Here is a 16,143-nt window from a genome sequence, read left to right as displayed (position 1 = left end):
GGAACCTGTATTTATCATACAGGATTTTAGATTGTCTGGCAAGCAGTTTTTAACCTGCCTGCCAGACACTGTTACTCAGTTATTTATGCAATGCTATACTGGTGATACGTAATCCAGCTTAAGATATCATACCAGACCGCTTCTTTATCTGTCTCGTTCAGCAGCTCATGGCGGTCATCCGGGTAGAGGATCATCTCGGTATCCGTCATGCCGATCTTCTTATATCTGCGGAACACGCGTCTGACGCCTCTCCCGAATTCACCGACCGGATCCTGTGCCCCTGACAGAATAAAGAGCGGCAGGGATCTGGGAATCCGTTCCTCCTGGCGGTGCAGCTTTAAATCCAGCATAATATTGAAGAAATCACAGTACGCCGAAGCGGTGAACTTAAAATTACAGAACGGGTCACTGCAGTACTGATCCACAGATTCACAGTTCTTGGAGAGCCAGTCATTGTCTGTTCTGGACGGCATAAAAGAACGGTTGTAATTCCCCAAAACTAGCTGGTGCATCCATTTGCTCTGATACTCTTTTCCCCTGATCAGGCCGATGGAGGCGGCAATCAGTTTGCCTGCGATCACAATCGGCATCGCCTGATCTCCCGTTCCCATAATGATCGCACCTGCCAGTTCTTCCCCATACAGTGTAAGATACCGTCTGAGGAAAAAGGACCCCATGCTGTGCCCCAGCATATACAGCGGACGCCCCGGGTACATGACGCGGATGCGGCTGGCTGTCCTATGTAAATCCCTGATAACGCAGACATGGCCGACCTTATCGGCAAAGTAGCCATACCGCCCATTCTGCACCGTTCCTCCATGGCCGAGATGATCATGGCCGATCACCGCAATTCCCTGTTCTGCCAGGAAGCGGGCGAATGGATCGTACCGAAGGATATGCTCCGTCATTCCGTGAGAAATCAAAAGAAGCTGTCTCACCTCTCCGTCCGGTTCCCACAAAACGGTATGCAGTCCTGATTTTCCATCGCTGGAAGGAACTCTGAACTCTCTTCGTTTTATCATGAAAGTGACTCCTCTCTGAAACATGAACAGAATCATTCTGTCGTATAGGAGAAGTATACCATAAATGTAAAGTTCGTGAAAGACTTCAGCCGGTCTTTCGGACTGTAATCAGCGCTGATCCTTTAAGCCATGGTCAAATTCCGGCATATACGCCCTGTACCTCAGCGGCATATGAGTCCTCTGGCACACCGGATTCCACCGCTCTTTTATGGTAATACTCCTCCTTAATGCCTTCCACAGTTCCCGGTATTCGTCGTCTTCTGTCGCCTTATGAAGCTTTTCCTCCCACTCTCTGGAATCCAGCTCCATAAGAAACCATGGCCGTCCAGCCTGATGAAGGGCGGCCTTCTTCCTTTTCTCGTCATAGATAATCCAGTTCTCCGCCGGCATGCGGTCTGCAAAATGAGGGGCGATTAACACCAGCACATCATTCTTCGGGCCGATCCGGCTGACCAGCATGTCCTCATCCATCTGGATAAACCGCAGAAACTCCGTCTCCAGATGCGCCTCGTTGTCAAGATTCCGGCACATATCGAATATCTGGAATACCTCGGGCAGCTGGAGGCTCTGGGTGATGCCTGCTTCCTTCTGGAACCCCCGAATCAGGAAACGGTAGATATGATCCGCCTTCTCTCCGTTCCGGCTCAAGGAGGCCTTGTAGATGGCTTCATACGCTGCTTCCGATATTCTGGTCCGCACCGACCGGATCACCTTTTCCACCTTTTCCTCGTCGGGTATGACGTCAATGTAATCACAGAACAGTTCCATGGTGCTGTATTGGCCCGCAGTCTCCAGTCTCACATTGGAATGGCCCTTCCGGCTCATCCATGCGTCATACACACCTGTTAAAATCCCTTCAAAGCTATCTTTACACGTATAAACCGTCATATCACTCACATACTCCCTGTTACTACTGAATACCGGTCTGCAGGGACCGGGGCCATATTAAGCTTCATGTCATCGAACAGCGACAGCTGGCGGTAAGCCCCCTGCTGGCTGATATCCCATACTGCACGGCGCTCATCACCGACTAAGTGGCTGGTGATGTAATCCTCATCCATCCTGGTCGGATACATCATCCGGCCGGAACATGTAATAAAATACATGGCTCTCTTCAGTACGACTCCCATCTTCTTTAAGGATTCGAAATCCAGCAGGCCCTGCCTTCTGGCCGCGATGATTCGTTTTACGGATTTCACTCCCATTCCCGGAACCCGCAAAAGCGTATAGTAATCGGCACGGTTGATCTCTACCGGAAACAGTTCCAAATGGCGGAGCGCCCAGTCACACTTGGGATCCAGAAACACATTGAAATTCGGCCGGTCCTCTGTCAGGAGCTCCGATGCCTTAAAGCCGTAAAACCGCAGGAGCCAGTCCGCCTGATAGAGCCGGTGTTCCCGCAGAAGCGGCGGCCCGCCCGGAAGCGCCGGAAGGCTGGAATCCTCGTTGACCGGGACGAAGGCTGAATAGAAAACCCGCTTTAAATCATAGTTCTGGTAGAGCGCCTCCGCCACCATCATCATCTGATAATCATTTTCCGGCGTCGCGCCCACGATCATCTGTGTACTCTGTCCCGCGGGCACGAAGGAGGGCGTCCTTTTATATTCCATCAGCTCGAACTTATTCGCGGTTATGCCACGCTGAATCTGTCTCATGGGAGTCAGTATCTTGCTTCTGCTCTTACCGGGAGCCAGCTTTTTTAAGCCATCCGCGGTCGGCAGCTCCAGGTTTATGCTCATTCGGTCTGCCAGAAATCCCACTTTTTCAATTAAAACCGGGTCGGCCCCCGGAATTGCCTTTACGTGGATATAGCCATTAAAGCGGTATACCTCTCTCAGCTTCTTTAAGGTCTGGTAGATCAAATCCATGGTGTAATCCGCGCTGTATAAAATTCCGGAGCTCAAAAACAGCCCCTCAATATAATTCCGCCTGTAAAACTCCATGGTCAATGTACAGACCTCGTCCGGTGTAAATGCGGTCCTTACCACGTCATTGGAACAGCGGTTAATACAATATTTGCAGTCATAGATGCACTGGTTGGTGAAGAGAATCTTCAAAAGGGAGATGCATCTTCCGTCTCCCGCAAAGCTGTGACAGAGTCCGGCTGCAACCGTGTTGCCAAGCATCCCTGCCTTACCTTTTCTGTCAACGCCGCTGGAGGTGCAGGCCACATCGTATTTGGCAGCGTCGGAAAGGATCTCCAGTTTTTCCTGTATACTTAAATCTTCCTGAATCAGCATAGGTCACCTCGAACATACGTTCTTTTTTCTTTTATTTTAGCATACTGTAAAGAATATATCAAGTATTTTCAAATATATGTTCGAGCAATATCTTTTGTCTTTATTTTCTATCTTCGTATCGCTTTCTATCCCGTTACACAAAACAAAAAAACGGCTTCCTCCGGCGCCTGAATTCCAGCGCCGGAGAGCCGTCCACACCGCATAAGCGGTTGTATTTTCCATTACTTCATAACATCACAGTATATCTTTTTATTCCGCATATCCTTCCGGATTATTCTTCTGCCAGTTCCAGGAATCGCGGCACATGTCCTTTAAACCGCGTTCCGCCTTCCAGCCCAGCTCACGTTCTGCCTTTGCCGGATCGGCGTAGCACTGAGGTACATCGCCCGCTCTCCTCGGCTTGAACTCGTAAGGAACCTTTAAATCATTGGCTTCTTCAAAGGCATGAATAACGTCAAGAACGCTGTATCCGCAGCCGGTTCCCAGGTTGTAGATCAATACGCCGCCCTTTTCGCCTTCCATCTTCTTAAGCGCCTTGACGTGGCCGTCCGCCAAATCCACAACGTGAATATAATCCCGAACACACGTTCCGTCCGGGGTATCATAATCATTTCCGAAGACTCCGAGAGATTCCAGCTTGCCGACTGCAACCTGGGTGATATATGGGAGCAGATTGTTCGGAATTCCCTTCGGGTTCTCACCGATTCTTCCCGATTCATGAGCTCCGATCGGATTGAAATAGCGCAGAAGCATGACATTCCACTCCGGATCTGCCGTATGTAAATCGGTCAGAATATGCTCCAGCATTCCCTTTGTCCGGCCATATGGATTGGTGATCTCTCCCTTCGGGCACTCTTCCGTGATCGGAACAAATGCAGGATCGCCATATACAGTCGCGGAGGAACTGAATACAATGCTTTTTACGCCGTGTTCACGCATGACATCACAGAGCACGAGTGTGCCGGTAATATTGTTGTGATAGTATTCCAGCGGTTTGTAAACAGATTCTCCCACCGCCTTAAGGCCTGCGAAATGGATCACCGCATCGATCTTCTGCTCTTTAAAAATACGGCTTATCGCTGCTTTGTCCAGCAGATCAGCCTCGTAGAATGCAAGCGTCTTTCCCGTAATCTCCTGTACACGTTCCATGGATTCCTCACAGGAATTACAGAGATTATCCACTACTACCACCTCATAGCCCGCCTTCAAAAGCTCTACGCAGGTGTGACTTCCGATGTATCCGGCTCCGCCAGTAACTAAAATTGCCATTGTCATGTCCTCCTTCTAAAATTGTCTACGGTTATTATAGCAGTCTGAACTGGAATAACAATGCAGATTTCTTTGAAAAACCTATAGATTTTTTCTATTTTTAAAATGCAAACGTGTGCGGCTCTCTCCTGTCCGGAAGACTGCCGCACACGGTACTGCTGTCTTTATGGCTCGAAGACACGGTCGCCTTCCAGGATATCATTGCAGACGTATCCCTCCATCTCCATATACTGGACCGTGTAGGGATAATCGTCCCCTGCTCTTTTTACCAGATAAAACTGGATAGCCGGCGGGTCTGTTTTCTCTGTATTCCATGTTCCCGTAACCTTCACATGGTCCTCATCGACAGGTTCCGGCTCCGAAAAAGTAAAACTGCCGTCGAATGCTCCTTCTATGTGAAATACGACAGCGTCATCCTTTTCGTCGGGCACGATAAATCCGGCCATGGATTCCGGTATGGAAGGAAGCTCCGTTTTTCCTTCAAAAAGGACGGACATATACTCCTTCAGCTTTCCTGTCTTCACGGAAACCTCCGTCTCTCCCTGCGCTGCTCCGGTCCCCGCGATGCCGTAGAGACACCACCACGCAAACGAATTATCAGCCGTATTATAGACCATCCGCTTCTCCGATGCAGTCCAGACCATCCCTTTTAAGACGGTTTCCTGCAGCTTCAGAGAGTCCAGTGACGTCCGGCTTTCAGCCTCCGCGGCACCATTTTCGCTGCTGCCATTTACATGATTCACCGGTTCTGCCGATATATCTTTGTCTGACGGAGAGGTCTCTTCCTGAATGCCGGTTGAGGTTGTCCCCGCATTCACCTCCTGGCTGCTTTTTGCAGAAGTCGGGGGCGTCTGTCCTCCTGATGTTCCATTCTCCTGTGCCGCGTGTCCGGAGGCGCAGCCGCCAGACAAAAGAACGCACACAAGAGCAGCGGCTATAAGGGCCGTCCTGGACCTGTTCATACCTGTCATACATTTCCTCACTTTCTCAGAGCGTGCCTGAAGAACGGACTACTCGTCCCATTCTTTCCATATCTCCGGCCGGTATCCCACAGTCGCTTTTTTCCCATTCCGAACCACTGGAGTCTTTATGGCCTGGGAATTCAGCAGAAGCTTTTCCTCCCGGTCCTCAGGTGACAGATACTTTAAGAGGGCCAGCAGATCCTTGTCTTTGCAGTTTTCGTCGATCAGCGCTTCCACGCCTCCAACCGCCTGCTTTACATTGGTAAACTCTCCTTTGCTCATGCCCTTTTCCGCCATATCGATCATCTGAACGCGTATATTCCGTTCCTTAAAATACCGCTCCGCCTTCTTCGTATCAAAACACTTCTTTTTACCGAATATCTGTATGTTCATCCGTCAAGCCTCCACCACAAATTTTCCTCTGTCTTCCACTTCTTAAAGCCGCATCTGCCCAGTACACGTATGGAGGCCAGTGCCCTTCAACAATTTTCAGGAAAATACCTTCCATCGGCTCAGCATTATAGGCAACACCGAGTTCCGACTCCAGCTCTGCCATATCAGTAACCCAAAGCCTTAATTGATCCGGCGTCAGCGGAATCAGCTGTAGCCGTTCTGTCTCTATCATCAATGTCCTTTTCCTCCATCCTGTATCTCCAGTGTTTCGTATTTAAGCATTCATCATACCATAAACACAAAAATTTCGAAAGACCTCATCCAGCATTTCCCGCACAGCCCGGCATTCTCCTGCTGTTCTGTCTCCAAAAGCCCGGTGATCCGGACTCTTGCGCCGGAGCTCGTCTGCTTCAGCAGCCATACTTCCTCAGCACGGAGTGCGCCTCCTGTCCAGAGGGCTTTTTGTGTAATAAGAACACTTTTCTATTACACAAAAAATCCCCGCCGCTTTGAATCTCCGCGGAAGCGGTTCATCCAAGCCGGCGGGAACATTCTATTTTGAGGCTTCCAGTTCCCGGCGGTCTATCCCATAAGGAAGACTGCCAGTAAATATCCAAGCGTCAGGCAGAGCCCGATACAGAAGAGCATCAGTCCAAAGGAAAAGCTTTCTTCGACCAGCTTTCCGGTCCGTTTCAGTTCCTCCTCCGCCTCTATAAAACGTGGAATCGCAGACGTACAATCCGTTTTGATTTTCCTGCCCCGCCTGCCTTTCCATGCCGCGATTTCATCCGCCATACCTCCAAGGATGTAGGCGAGTCTGTCATTTTCCCTTATTTTTACGGTTCCCGGCAGCTGCCGGTGAGTCGTCTTTCTCGCAAGGAGAATCAGGCCGTCGACGAATGAATCCATGGCCCGGCAGACTACGGAGGACACCGCCAGAAATACAGTCACCACCGTGGAGACCAGGTATCGGTCGATCAAGGCGCATACCGTGCCGCAGATTCCAGGCAAAATATGCAGAAGAAGCGGCCGGTAGACCAGATTCTCCAGATCCAGCCAGGACGGCAGGCGGTCTGCATAAATCGCTGTGCCCCGTTCGTCCTTTTTCATCAGAAGCAAACGTACGACGACGGCATAGAGCACGACGCCTATTCCGATGGAAATGACTCCGCCCTTTAGATTTCCCAGAGAAAAATATGCCACGGAATGAAGCATCTCATCTCCCTGGAAAAAGGGTTCGCCTGCTCTAGCGATCCGGTCCATGGACAGATGCGGTGTCATGCCCAGAAGCGGAATGAGCGCCGAACAGCCAACCAGCACGAAACGACTGAGAGGCTTCATGCAGGAGGTGGACATCGCGTCGTACTTCGCCTGTTCGGTCGGATGTTTTTCCACAAAGAGGGCGATAAACAGCTTCAGCATATAGGCCACGGTCATTCCTCCCGTCAGAAGAAACACCCATTCCGCCGCTTTCCAGATTCCCGGATTCAGCAGAAGCGATGTGACGATGCCAGGCATTCCGGCGGAGGCAGAAGCCATTCCCGGATTCACCAAAACGGCGGCCCCCTCCCCCACGGCCTTCGCATACTCCACCATGCTCTCATGGAGCAGCGTCTTGCTCACATAACCGCTCCACAGCGGGATTCCGCCGATCCCCAGGCTTCCCATGAGGAAACAGAAGCCAAGTGCCGGCTTATTCCTGCCGAAACCGCGGATATCATTTAAATTCAGCTTATGCAGATTCATATACACCGCCCCGGCGCAGAGAAAGAGCACCAGTTTGAACAGCGAATGATTGACCATGTGAAGAAATGTGCCCCACACCGCCAGACCATTTTCTTCTCCCACGCTGGAAAGAAGAACTGCCATACCGATTCCCGTTAAAATGAATCCAATCTGAGAGATGGACGAACACGCCAGCGTCCTCTTTAAATTAACGGACAGCAGCGCCAGAAGCGCGCCCAGAAGCATGGTCACAAGCCCCAGCATGGTGAGGAGAAGCCCCCAGTTTCCATCGGAAAAGAACAGCCCCCCGGTAATCACAATGATTCCGAATACGCCGGCCTTCGTCAGTATTCCAGACAACAGCGCGCTGGCCGGTGCCGGTGCCACCGGATGGGCCTTGGGAAGCCAGATATGGAGTGGAAAGCAGCCCGCCTTGGCTCCAAAACCGAATAGAAGCAGTCCCCCCGCAGTATAAAGCTGTGCGGCAGGCGAAAGGTAACCGCCGCCGTTCTCCAGGGCTGCCCGCGCCGCCGGACCGATCAGATCCATATCCAGGGTCCCCGTCAGGTCATAGAGAAGGAACAGCCCCATGAGCATGGCAAGGCCGCCGATGACCGCCACAGCCAGATAGGTTTCCGCCGCCTTAAGGCTCTCCTTCTTCTCGTCGAATGCCACCCAGACATACGAAGTAAAGGACATGATTTCGAAGAAAATAAAGGTGGTATACAAATCCGCAGACAGAAACACTCCCACGGTGGCAAAAAATGTCACCCATAAAAACACGTAGTATTTCCGGCGTTTCTCATAGTGAGCCATGTATTCCAGGGAAAATGCACCGCTGGCGGCCCACATCAATACGGCGATACAGGAATAGACCAGACGGAAGCCGTCCAGCTTAAAATGCAGTCCCATCCCACAGAATCCGGGTATCGCCACATCAAACAGGGTCTTCATCCTGCCTCACCTCCTATCGCCGTAAGCAACTCCATCAGAGGCCCGGAATACAGGCCAAATACCAGCACTGCGGCCGCGAAGATCAGAAGCGGCACCATCATCATCCAGTTGGGATCGGTGTACGGTTCCTCTTTTACCGCGGCGGCCGCCGCAGCCTTTGGAAAATACGCCCGCACCAGCACAGTAAGCATATAGACACCGGTCATCAGGGCCGAATAAAGGATCACAGCCGTTCCCAGATACGGGAGAATTCCCATTCTGCTGCCGCCTGCCAGAGTGAGACTGCCGCAGGCGAAGGCCGCTTCCGCAATGTTCCATTTGCTGATAAAACCGGCAAACAGAGGGATCCCCATGAGGGAAAGGCTGGCCACAGTCAGACAGCCGAACGTCAGAGGCATCTTCTTCGCCAGGCCGTCCAATTCATAAACGTATGTCTTTCCGGTCTGATGCATCACAGCTCCCGCGCAGAAGAAGGAACATATCTTCATAAATGCGTGAAAGACCATATGGCTTAAGGCGGCCGCCAGACCCAGAGGACTCATCATCGACGCTCCCAGCAGAATATACGACAGGTTGCTGATCGTGGAATACGCCAGACGGCGTTTCCAGTGAATCTCCCTGACTGCCATGGTAGAGCCGAAGATAATCGTCACCATGGCTGCGGCCATGACCACCCACTGTGCCGCGCTTCCCCGCAGGAATTCCGTTCCATAGCTGAAATAAGTGAATCGAAGTATGGCAAACGCACCGGATTTCACCACAGCCACCGCGTGCAGCAGAGCTGTCACCGGCGTAGGCGCCACGGTGGCCTTCGGAAGCCATCCGTGGCATGGAAATACGGCCGCCTTAACTCCGAAGCCGAAGAATGCAAGGATATAGACGAACAGCAGCGTTCCACGGTCGCCTTCTGCCGCAGTCAGGGACAGGACGCCGCCCGGAACGAATTCCGTGGTTCCCGTGGCTGAATATTTCAACACAAAAATCAGGCCGATAAAGGCGAACGCCGCGCCTCCGATGGAATAATAGAGGTATTTGCGGCTCGCCCGCATGGCTTCCTTTGTCATGGGATGGAGCACCAGAGGGAAGGTGACCAGCGTCAGCAGCTCATAAAACAGATACATGGTGACTAAGTTGCCTGAGAACGCAATTCCGATCGTCACCCCATACGTCATCAGATAATAGGCAAAAAAGGAGACCCGCCTCTTTTCATGCCTCATATATTCAAATGAATAAAGCGTTGCCAGAGGCCACAGAAACGCCACCAGGCCCGCGAATACCGAGCCCATGCGGTCCAGCTTAAACCGGACCGTCAGATTCCCGTAGAGTTTAAAGAGCACCAGATCATTATCCATGCCGCTTCCGCCGGCGATCAGCAGGGCCACCAGCAGGCTGTTTAAAAGCACCAGTCCTTCCACGACAATTTCCAGATGTCTGTATGTTCTCTCATCCCCGGCCCCGTATCCGGAGGCGAGAATCGCCGTACCTCCCACGATCGGAAGGAGCGCCGGCACTGCCAGTAAGATTCCGTTCATACGCATTCCTCCGTCAAAGTACGGCCGCGGCAATGGATTCCAGCATAGCCAGGAACCGGCCCGGGAAGCAGCCGAAAAGCAGGGCCCCCGCCGTAAATATCAGTATCGGTACCATCATGCAGAGCGACGGTTCCTGCCCTATAAGCCCTCTTGCCTTTAATCCGCTCTCATCAAAGTCTTCCCCCGGGAAGAACCCATGGATGGTGAGAGGAAGCAGATAACCGGCAGTGAGCAGCGCACTGATCAGCAGCACGGCTGGTCCTGCGATCGTCCACACTCCCGTTCCGGAGGCCAGAGCCCCGCACGCCAGATACCATTTGCTCACAAAGCCGCTGCAGGGCGGAATTCCGATCAGCGCCAGGGACAGAACCGTATAGCCGCCCAGCATCACTGGCATCACCCGGCCGAGACCGCGCATCTCTTCCACTCTGGTCCATCCGGTTTTAAATATGATGGCGCCGGCCGCCAGGAAGAGTCCGTTCTTGATCATGGAATGGAACACTACATGGGATAAGGCCCCCACAAATGCCGTCGGCTCCAAAAGACTCAGCCCGAACAGAATATAGGAGACCTGGCTGACCGTCGAATACGCCAGCCGTTTCTTTAAGACCGGTTCCTTATAAGCCAGCATGGAGCCCATAAATACGGTGAGCAGGGACAGGAGAATCCACATGGTCTGTACCCAGGTTCCGCGGAGAAGCTCCGGCCCGACGATATAATAGACCACCCGGATTACCGCCAGTACGCCCGATTTCGTAATCAGGCCCGACAGTACGGCACTGGCCGGCGCGGGAGCAACCGGATGAGCTGTGGGCAGCCATCCGTGCATGGGAAACATACCGGCCTTCGTTCCAAAGCCCAGCAGCATGCAGCACACTGCAGCCAGCAGGATTCCTTCCTTTCCGGCAAGGGACACACCTCCCAGCACACCTCCCGGAGTAAACGCCAGAGTACTGGAAATGCTGGCCAGAAAGAGGATCCCAAACAGCGCCAGGAAAGCGCCCGCCACAGAGTAAAATAAGTATTTGAGTCCCGCCATAACCGCATCCTTTGTGAGCTCGTGGAGAACGAGGGGAAGCGATGTCAGCGTCATCAATTCGTAAAAGACGTACATGGTCACCAGATTGGCGGAAAAATCCAGTCCGATCAGCACTCCGAGGACGATTAAGTAAAACCCGAAAAACCGGTGTTCATCCCGTTCATGGGTCATATAGGTAATGGAATAGATCCCTACCAGAAGCCAGACCACCGCCGTCAGCACGGCAAAAAGCCTGCTGATCCCATCCACCCGGAATTCAATGGTAATGGTGTCAGTCAGCTTCCAGAGCGTAAGCCCGCCTCCCGGCGCCACCGCGGCAAAGGCGCACAGCGCTCCCGCCGTCAGCGCAGCCACGACCAGGCACAGCATCGCTTTCCGGCTGCTTCTGAACCGCTTCACCGTCAGAAGCAGGATTCCTGCTACAATTGGTATGATAACCGGGAGCAGCAATGTCACGTTTTGATCCATCTCTTGGTACATAAAGTATCTCCTTGTTATGAGCACTTGGCGGTCGTGTTTTGACCGCTTACGTGCGATACATGTCATCTCCACTCAGCGAGGTTTTTACGAGCTTAATGGAGTAACGCTTATTCAAGCGTTGAAAGTCCGGCTGCAATCGCCTGTACGATCGGCTGGGATTGTAGTCCCAGAATCAGATTCATAAAGATGAAGCACAGGACGGCCAGCCTGAGTTTCCAGGAACTTTTCCTGACTGCCGACCGCTCTGCGGCTCCTCTGGTCTCCCGTTCTCCCTCTCTGGAGTACAGGGTGATAACGAGGCGCAGGAAGTAGATGGCATTTAACGTCGTACTGACGGCCAGACCAATCAGCGTGATAATCATCTTATTCGGACTCTGGAGTGCCGATGTGGCAAACAGCAGCTTGGATATGAATCCGGCCAGCATGGGAAATCCCACCATGGAGAGTGCCCCCACGGAAAATCCGATTCCGGCCAGAGGGTTCCGGTATCCCGCTCCACGCAGACTCTTGTAGTCCTTTTTATCACCGGACACCTCATAGAGCCCCACCGCGCTGATAAACAGCAGCGCCTTGGTCGCCGAATGGGTGAACATGTGGAACACCGCAGCCACCATTCCGGCTTCCGTTCCAAGGCCGATTCCCATGTAAATATAGCCAATCTGAGCCACGGAAGAATAGGCGATCATCCTCCTCGTATCCTTTTCCAGAATCGCATGAAGGGACCCCATAAGCATCCCGGCAAGTCCGAAGATGAACAGAACGTTGACAATCCGGCTGGCTACCACATTTTCTCTTCCCAGCACGCGGTAGAATATCTTAATCAGCAGGAAAATATACCCTTTGGACACGAGTCCGGACAGAATGGCGCTGGCCGTCGGAGTCGCATAGCCATAGGTATCGGGTATCCAGTAATGAAACGGATACAGTCCGCTCTTGATGGCCAGTCCGACGCTGATCACCGCCAGAATTACCAGCATGGGAATCTCATAGCTGCCCGCGGCTTCGATGGCCTCCACCGCCGCCCTCGCCGGGCTCATCAGCAGATGGCCCGTTACATCGTAAAGCATACTGAGCCCGATTAAAAACAGGCCCGAGCCCAGCTGGCTCATAATCATATACCGGATCGCCGCCGACAGGCTCCTGCCCTTCTGCCGTATCATGATCAGCCCGCATCCTGCGATGGTATTGATCTCCACAAATACATAGGCGGTAAATAAATCGTTCGTATAGATAAGGGCCTGAAGCGAACTTAGCATCAAATCGATCATTACATAGAATAAATTCAGCTTTGACCCTTCCACGTCCTCCGCGGTATGATCCATGCCTCCCAGGACGGACAGCAGCATGACCACGCCGAATACGGTGGCGGTCATGCCTTCTAAGACGCCGGCCCTGATCTCATTTCCCCAGGGTGCCGGAAAATGTCCCATCATATAGGTATAGCTCTCCCCCGTCCCCATGCAGAAGCGAAGGACGGCGGCCGACATGACCGTCGTAGCCGCAATAACCGCCAGGCTTAAATTCCTGGCCTTTTTACCAGAGAGGGCGCACGACAAAATACCGGAAAACATGGCGATGATGATGGAGAAAAAAGGAAAGTTTTGAACAAGAGTCATGTCTTTTCCTCCTCTTTCGCCTGTGTCAGAATCTCATCCAAATCCAGGGAACCGTACCGCTCATACAGGCGGATCGTCAGCGCCAGCATCAGCGCAGTCGTACTGACCGAAACCACGATACCCGTCAGGACAAGGCCGCTGGGTACGGGATTGATGTAAGCCGCCGCCTCTCTAATGCCGTTCATCTCGATAGGAACGGCTCTTCCCTGGATATACCCCTTTGCCGCCAGGAATAGATAGACCGCCGTGTCCATGATGTTCATTCCCATAATCTTCTTGATTAAGTTCTTATGAAGCAGCAGCATGGTAAATCCCACGCCGAACAGAATCACCGCCACCGTCTCTTCTATATTAAGCAGCAAATGTACTGCCATGTCACATCCCTCCTTTTCGGAACAGCGTGTAAAATGCGTACATGGTGCACGCCACAACCAGACCCACGCAGATGTTAAGAGGCAGAATCAGCCCGCTGCTTAAGATGGCCCCGGGAGTTCCAAGAGGGATTCCGCTCTCTAAATGGTTTGCGCCGGTAAAGAAAGAATAGCTTTTCGCCACGCAGTAAAATGTCAGCGCGCATAGTGTAATTCTGCGGTACACTTTCTCCGTAAAGAACCGCTCCGTCTTCTCGAAACCGAAGGCATTTAAATAGAGGATCAGACCCGATCCCAGCACTGCGCCTCCGGAAAACCCGCCTCCGGGCGACAGATGGCCGTTTAAAATGATGTAGATGCCGAAGATCATGATAAAAGGGACCAGCACGCAGGCGCATTTCTGTAAAATGATATCGTTTTTCGGTTCAAAGAGCCGGTCATTAGCCTCATCGAGCCGTTTGCGCGTCTGTGCGTCACGGCTCACCGCATCAATCCGGAGCAGCGCCAGGACACAGCAGGAAGCGATAAACAGCACGCACGACTCCCCAAATGTATCGAAGGCGCGGTAATCCAGAATCATACCGGTGACATAATTGAGCGCGCCGGTCTCCTCCACTCCCTTTTCTATATACCGGGCGGACACCTCGTTGTTGTCCGGATTTCCTGCATTACCAAAGACCGGCAGATAGGCGATCGTCCAGAGCAGAACAAAAATGATCGTCAGACACAGCAGAACCGACATGACCTGATAGAACCGGTGAAACAGGAGAAGTCCCCGTTCTTCCTTCTTCCGCATTCTGTCTGCCTTTCCCGGATCATCTCCCGGAAACTCCGCCTGTGCTGACTGCGCCGCCTGCGAAAGTACCTTTGAGTCTTCCTCCGGAACTCGGATCTCCATTCCGTCTGCGAGAAGGTCCGTCTCGCCGTCGATCCATTTCCTGAATTTCAGCCACAGGCTGTTTTCGTAATTATCCTTCGTCCTGCTCATCACGGTCCTCCTTCCGGATGGCTCTGATCTTCTTTAGCGTAATGAAAAAGAGGATGCTGGTCACGCCCGCTCCCACCGCCGCCTCGGTAATAGCGAGGTCGGGCGACTGAAGCAGAATCCATATGATACACATGATCAGGCTGTAGGACATAAAAATAACGATGGATGTCAGTAAATCCTTCGTAAATGCAACCGATACCGCACATACGATCAGACAGATTAAAAGAATGATTTCAAAGAGTTTCATCGCCCTTTTCTTCCTCCTTCTGTTTCTTATCGGTTTTTCCCTTCCGGATCACGAGGATCTCACCGAGATTTTCGTCGGTCATGGCTTCCAGGCGGCTGATCATATGGCCGGATACCGGACCCGCAGTCCAGAAAAACAGGATAACCAGGAATAATTTTAAAGAATCCATGGAAAATCCACGAATCAGGATGAGTCCCGCAAATACGAACAAAATCCCCAGCGTGTCTCCCATAGCCGCCGCATGCATCCGGTTCAGCGCCCGGTGAAAACGGTTTACTCCAAACACGGCCAGTATCATAAAAACAAGCCCCGTCACGAGACAGGCGGCCGAAAGTGCGAATCTGATCCACTGCCACGTCATCGTGAGTCCTCCTCTTCCGCCTGTATGCCTACGTTGTCCTCGATTGCTCCTAAATCGGCTTTCCGGTTCTTCTTCTGCAGATAGACTCCCGTGTATACCTTGCAGAGAACAACAACGCCTAAAAAGCTGATCATGGCATAGATCAGGCTCACATCCACCAAATAGTTTTCATCCAGGTAAACGGAAAGAATGGCGATGACCATGATCACCATGGTTCCTGTCATATTGACTGCGATAATCCGGTCCGAGATCTTCGGCCCCAGAACGGAACGAATGATGCTGATGATCATCAGAACTGCCAGAATCAGGGCTGCCCCGGTTAAAAGCATCTCATAAGCCTGTCCTATTTTGTCCATTTTGCTTCCATGTCCTCCATTTCCTTCAGCAGCTTTACGAATACAGAAGTCTCCATCCCCTCGGCCAGTTCTTTATCCAGACAGTGCACGCAGAACCGGTCGTCCTCCACGGACACGGTGATGGTTCCCGGCGTCAGCGTAATGGAATTGGCCAGCAGAACCCGCGCCAGTCCCGTCTTGAAATCCGTGTCAAAATACACGAAGGCCGGCTCCGGCTGTAGCACCGGTGACAGGATGATCTTTAACACGCACACGTTGGCCTTTACGATCTCCTTCACGAGAACTCCGAAATAACGGATAAACAGCGGGATCAGGCGAAACAGCAGCAGCTCCTTTTTCAGGCTGTATTCCATGTAGCGGCACATAAAATAAAAAAGTGCGGCTGAAATCAAAACGCCAAAGATACAGATTTCCGCCGTCACTTTACCGTTTAAAATCATCCACACTGCAAAAAATAAAAGAAACACAGGCATATCCCCCTTCCGCCCAGTTTGATTTACTATGTATTATACCTCTCCTTTGGGGGAAATACAAGGATGTCTGCACGTTTCGGTCCGCGTCGGCAGATCCGGATATTACGGCAGAACT

Annotated in this window: 17 protein-coding genes; all 17 read right to left on the bottom strand. The window is 52.1% G+C overall.

The features are described from left to right. Positions 1–83: 83 nt before the first annotated feature. The 17 genes from M1L66_RS15565 to M1L66_RS15485 all read right to left on the bottom strand — a co-directional run bounded on the left by M1L66_RS15565 (position 84) and on the right by M1L66_RS15485 (position 16,022). Entirely contained in the window at positions 84–1,022 is a 939-nt protein-coding gene (locus M1L66_RS15565; RefSeq protein ID WP_434693994.1) for an alpha/beta fold hydrolase, read from the bottom strand. Positions 1,023–1,130: 108 nt separating this feature from the next. Next, complete coding sequence (locus M1L66_RS15560) at positions 1,131–1,910, bottom strand: TIGR03915 family putative DNA repair protein (protein WP_434693992.1); 780 nt, start codon at positions 1,908–1,910, stop codon at positions 1,131–1,133. 5 nt (positions 1,911–1,915) lie between these two features. Then, a complete protein-coding gene (locus M1L66_RS15555; RefSeq protein WP_187024503.1) occupies positions 1,916–3,262 on the bottom strand; it encodes a putative DNA modification/repair radical SAM protein in 1,347 nt (448 codons plus the stop codon). A 249-nt stretch (positions 3,263–3,511) separates the two neighbouring features. Beyond that, entirely contained in the window at positions 3,512–4,531 is a 1,020-nt protein-coding gene (gene galE, locus M1L66_RS15550; protein WP_434693990.1) for a UDP-glucose 4-epimerase GalE, read from the bottom strand. A 164-nt stretch (positions 4,532–4,695) separates the two neighbouring features. Continuing rightward, positions 4,696–5,502: a hypothetical protein gene (locus M1L66_RS15545; protein WP_434693987.1), complete on the bottom strand. Its 807-nt coding sequence runs from the start codon at positions 5,500–5,502 to the stop codon at positions 4,696–4,698. A 39-nt stretch (positions 5,503–5,541) separates the two neighbouring features. Beyond that, positions 5,542–5,886, bottom strand: coding sequence for an arsenate reductase family protein (locus M1L66_RS15540; protein ID WP_434693984.1), 345 nt, complete (start codon positions 5,884–5,886; stop codon positions 5,542–5,544). Next, positions 5,864–6,118, bottom strand: coding sequence for a hypothetical protein (locus M1L66_RS15535; RefSeq protein WP_434693981.1), 255 nt, complete (start codon positions 6,116–6,118; stop codon positions 5,864–5,866). Before M1L66_RS15535 ends, M1L66_RS15540 begins: the two co-directional genes overlap by 23 nt. Positions 6,119–6,468: 350 nt before the next feature. Next, on the bottom strand, positions 6,469–8,565 hold the full coding sequence (locus tag M1L66_RS15530; RefSeq protein ID WP_434693980.1) for a complex I subunit 5 family protein: 2,097 nt from the start codon (positions 8,563–8,565) through the stop codon (positions 6,469–6,471). Beyond that, positions 8,562–10,097: a complex I subunit 5 family protein gene (locus M1L66_RS15525; protein WP_434693977.1), complete on the bottom strand. Its 1,536-nt coding sequence runs from the start codon at positions 10,095–10,097 to the stop codon at positions 8,562–8,564. Before M1L66_RS15525 ends, M1L66_RS15530 begins: the two co-directional genes overlap by 4 nt. A gap of 13 nt (positions 10,098–10,110) precedes the next feature. Continuing rightward, entirely contained in the window at positions 10,111–11,604 is a 1,494-nt protein-coding gene (locus tag M1L66_RS15520) for a complex I subunit 5 family protein (RefSeq protein ID WP_434694257.1), read from the bottom strand. Between the two features lie 119 nt (positions 11,605–11,723). Further along, on the bottom strand, positions 11,724–13,232 hold the full coding sequence (locus M1L66_RS15515) for a complex I subunit 5 family protein (protein WP_434693974.1): 1,509 nt from the start codon (positions 13,230–13,232) through the stop codon (positions 11,724–11,726). Continuing rightward, positions 13,229–13,606: a sodium:proton antiporter gene (locus M1L66_RS15510; RefSeq protein WP_187024509.1), complete on the bottom strand. Its 378-nt coding sequence runs from the start codon at positions 13,604–13,606 to the stop codon at positions 13,229–13,231. Before M1L66_RS15510 ends, M1L66_RS15515 begins: the two co-directional genes overlap by 4 nt. Before the next feature lies 1 nt (position 13,607). Next, positions 13,608–14,591, bottom strand: coding sequence for a hydrogen gas-evolving membrane-bound hydrogenase subunit E (gene mbhE, locus M1L66_RS15505; protein WP_187024510.1), 984 nt, complete (start codon positions 14,589–14,591; stop codon positions 13,608–13,610). Beyond that, positions 14,572–14,838 carry a hydrogenase subunit MbhD domain-containing protein gene (locus M1L66_RS15500; RefSeq protein ID WP_055652591.1) on the bottom strand — a complete coding sequence of 89 codons (267 nt, stop codon included), beginning with the start codon at positions 14,836–14,838 and terminating at the stop codon, positions 14,572–14,574. Before M1L66_RS15500 ends, mbhE begins: the two co-directional genes overlap by 20 nt. Further along, positions 14,825–15,199 carry a cation:proton antiporter gene (locus tag M1L66_RS15495; protein ID WP_055652590.1) on the bottom strand — a complete coding sequence of 125 codons (375 nt, stop codon included), beginning with the start codon at positions 15,197–15,199 and terminating at the stop codon, positions 14,825–14,827. Before M1L66_RS15495 ends, M1L66_RS15500 begins: the two co-directional genes overlap by 14 nt. Continuing rightward, positions 15,196–15,555, bottom strand: a complete 360-nt coding sequence (locus M1L66_RS15490) for a monovalent cation/H+ antiporter complex subunit F (RefSeq protein WP_156832298.1) — start codon at positions 15,553–15,555, stop codon at positions 15,196–15,198. The genes M1L66_RS15495 and M1L66_RS15490 overlap by 4 nt, the downstream gene beginning before the upstream one ends. Then, positions 15,543–16,022: a Na+/H+ antiporter subunit E gene (locus M1L66_RS15485; RefSeq protein WP_434693969.1), complete on the bottom strand. Its 480-nt coding sequence runs from the start codon at positions 16,020–16,022 to the stop codon at positions 15,543–15,545. The genes M1L66_RS15490 and M1L66_RS15485 overlap by 13 nt, the downstream gene beginning before the upstream one ends. Positions 16,023–16,143 lie beyond the last annotated feature (121 nt).

The sequence above is a fragment of the Hungatella sp. SB206 genome (assembly GCF_051132295.1).
Lineage (GTDB): Bacteria > Bacillota > Clostridia > Lachnospirales > Lachnospiraceae > Hungatella > Hungatella effluvii.
This window is presented reverse-complemented; position numbering and strand designations above follow the sequence as displayed.

What these genes read in the sequence shown, in the direction of transcription:
- M1L66_RS15565 (WP_434693994.1), bottom strand. Translation starts at nt 1,022, where the DNA reads ATGATAAAACGAAGAGAGTTCAGAGTTCCTTCCAGCGATGGAAAATCA.
- M1L66_RS15560 (WP_434693992.1), bottom strand. Translation starts at nt 1,910, where the DNA reads ATGACGGTTTATACGTGTAAAGATAGCTTTGAAGGGATTTTAACAGGT.
- M1L66_RS15555 (WP_187024503.1), bottom strand. Translation starts at nt 3,262, where the DNA reads ATGCTGATTCAGGAAGATTTAAGTATACAGGAAAAACTGGAGATCCTT.
- galE (WP_434693990.1), bottom strand. Translation starts at nt 4,531, where the DNA reads ATGGCAATTTTAGTTACTGGCGGAGCCGGATACATCGGAAGTCACACC.
- M1L66_RS15545 (WP_434693987.1), bottom strand. Translation starts at nt 5,502, where the DNA reads ATGACAGGTATGAACAGGTCCAGGACGGCCCTTATAGCCGCTGCTCTT.
- M1L66_RS15540 (WP_434693984.1), bottom strand. Translation starts at nt 5,886, where the DNA reads ATGAACATACAGATATTCGGTAAAAAGAAGTGTTTTGATACGAAGAAG.
- M1L66_RS15535 (WP_434693981.1), bottom strand. Translation starts at nt 6,118, where the DNA reads ATGATAGAGACAGAACGGCTACAGCTGATTCCGCTGACGCCGGATCAA.
- M1L66_RS15530 (WP_434693980.1), bottom strand. Translation starts at nt 8,565, where the DNA reads ATGAAGACCCTGTTTGATGTGGCGATACCCGGATTCTGTGGGATGGGA.
- M1L66_RS15525 (WP_434693977.1), bottom strand. Translation starts at nt 10,097, where the DNA reads ATGAACGGAATCTTACTGGCAGTGCCGGCGCTCCTTCCGATCGTGGGA.
- M1L66_RS15520 (WP_434694257.1), bottom strand. Translation starts at nt 11,604, where the DNA reads ATGGATCAAAACGTGACATTGCTGCTCCCGGTTATCATACCAATTGTA.
- M1L66_RS15515 (WP_434693974.1), bottom strand. Translation starts at nt 13,232, where the DNA reads ATGACTCTTGTTCAAAACTTTCCTTTTTTCTCCATCATCATCGCCATG.
- M1L66_RS15510 (WP_187024509.1), bottom strand. Translation starts at nt 13,606, where the DNA reads ATGGCAGTACATTTGCTGCTTAATATAGAAGAGACGGTGGCGGTGATT.
- mbhE (WP_187024510.1), bottom strand. Translation starts at nt 14,591, where the DNA reads ATGAGCAGGACGAAGGATAATTACGAAAACAGCCTGTGGCTGAAATTC.
- M1L66_RS15500 (WP_055652591.1), bottom strand. Translation starts at nt 14,838, where the DNA reads ATGAAACTCTTTGAAATCATTCTTTTAATCTGTCTGATCGTATGTGCG.
- M1L66_RS15495 (WP_055652590.1), bottom strand. Translation starts at nt 15,199, where the DNA reads ATGACGTGGCAGTGGATCAGATTCGCACTTTCGGCCGCCTGTCTCGTG.
- M1L66_RS15490 (WP_156832298.1), bottom strand. Translation starts at nt 15,555, where the DNA reads ATGGACAAAATAGGACAGGCTTATGAGATGCTTTTAACCGGGGCAGCC.